2 protein-coding genes are annotated in these 1,034 nt (G+C 66.9%); both read right to left on the bottom strand.

Annotated features, from left to right (window positions below):
- The coding region (locus CJ179_RS50455; protein ID WP_257016476.1) for a hypothetical protein at nucleotides 1–333 on the bottom strand (333 nt) is incomplete at its 3' end.
- A gap of 253 nt (nucleotides 334–586) precedes the next feature.
- On the bottom strand, nucleotides 587–964 hold the full coding sequence (locus CJ179_RS50450) for a hypothetical protein (protein WP_257016475.1): 378 nt from the start codon (nucleotides 962–964) through the stop codon (nucleotides 587–589).
- Nucleotides 965–1,034: the final 70 nt, after the last annotated feature.

Genomic DNA, 1,034 nt, shown 5'->3' with positions numbered 1-1,034 from the left:
TCGCATCACGGTACCGGCGATCACGGCTCCCACCAGGGCCCCGAGGAGAAAACTGGCCGGGCCGAGCGCGGCCGCGGTGTAGTCCATCAGGATGCCGGCGCAGCTCACCCCGAGGATCGTCGCCACCACACCGGTCAGGAACACCGCGGTGGACGTCACCCGGCCCTGCGCACGCTGGAGCAGGCGCCGGATCTCGAACCGATCGCGGTCGGCAAGCATGAGTCCGTCGCGTTCGAGCAGATCCAGGTACCGGCGGAACATCCCCACGACCGGACTGGTGTCACCGTCATGCCCCGCGAGTTCCGTTCGCAGGGACTCGATTTCGCGTGTCACCGTGGGCAGCATCTCGCCTGGAAACGAGGTGCCCCACGTCGGAGGACGACCGATCACTAGCGGTCTCCGGTCGTCCGCGGCGATCCCGCCGTTACGGGCGACAGCTCGATCTCGGCCGCAGTCATGGCCTTTAGGATCCCTCGTGCCAGCCAGCTTTCGATGCTCATGGAGTCCCCTTCTCGACGTGACACGAAATGGGGGACGTGTCATTTCCCCAGGTCAATTGCATGGTTGACCGATGCTCCGCTCTCCCCTACTCGGATTCGGCGTGGGGCGGGCTGAGGTGCACGATCTGGGTATCGCCGGCGGGCGTCTTGGTGGTCGGGTCGAGCCGGACCGTTCGGCGGCGGGCGTGAGCGTCGTGGCTGAGCGCTGGCGCGAAGATCAGTTTCTTGCGTCGTGCGGTGTCGCTCTCGGTGGCTGGCGTGGTGGCGGCCAGTGGCAGCAGGTCCTCGCCGCGATGCAGTCGCGACGCCAGCGGCGGAGGGTTGTCCGCGGGGTTCATCCCCGTTCGTGAGAGGCGTGTGGGTTCGTTGACGCGGGCAAAGAGCACATCGGTGACCGCGGTGCGCCACGGTTCGTCGATGACACGGTTGGCGGGAACCGGGGCGTTGCGCTCGTTGAGGGTCATCTCTGCTCCTTGGGTAGTTGCACGGGTGGTCGTGGTCGACGAGCTATGCAGGTGCGGCGAGTTCGGCCAC

This window comes from Rhodococcus sp. ACS1, from assembly GCF_002300155.1.
In the GTDB taxonomy this organism is placed as follows: domain Bacteria; phylum Actinomycetota; class Actinomycetes; order Mycobacteriales; family Mycobacteriaceae; genus Rhodococcus_F; species Rhodococcus_F koreensis.
Note: the sequence above shows the minus strand (reverse complement) of the source record. Positions and strands in the feature narration are given on the sequence as shown.

Coding starts and splice junctions, on each gene's coding strand:
- CJ179_RS50450 (WP_257016475.1), bottom strand. CDS start 964: ATGACCCTCAACGAGCGCAACGCCCCGGTTCCCGCCAACCGTGTCATC.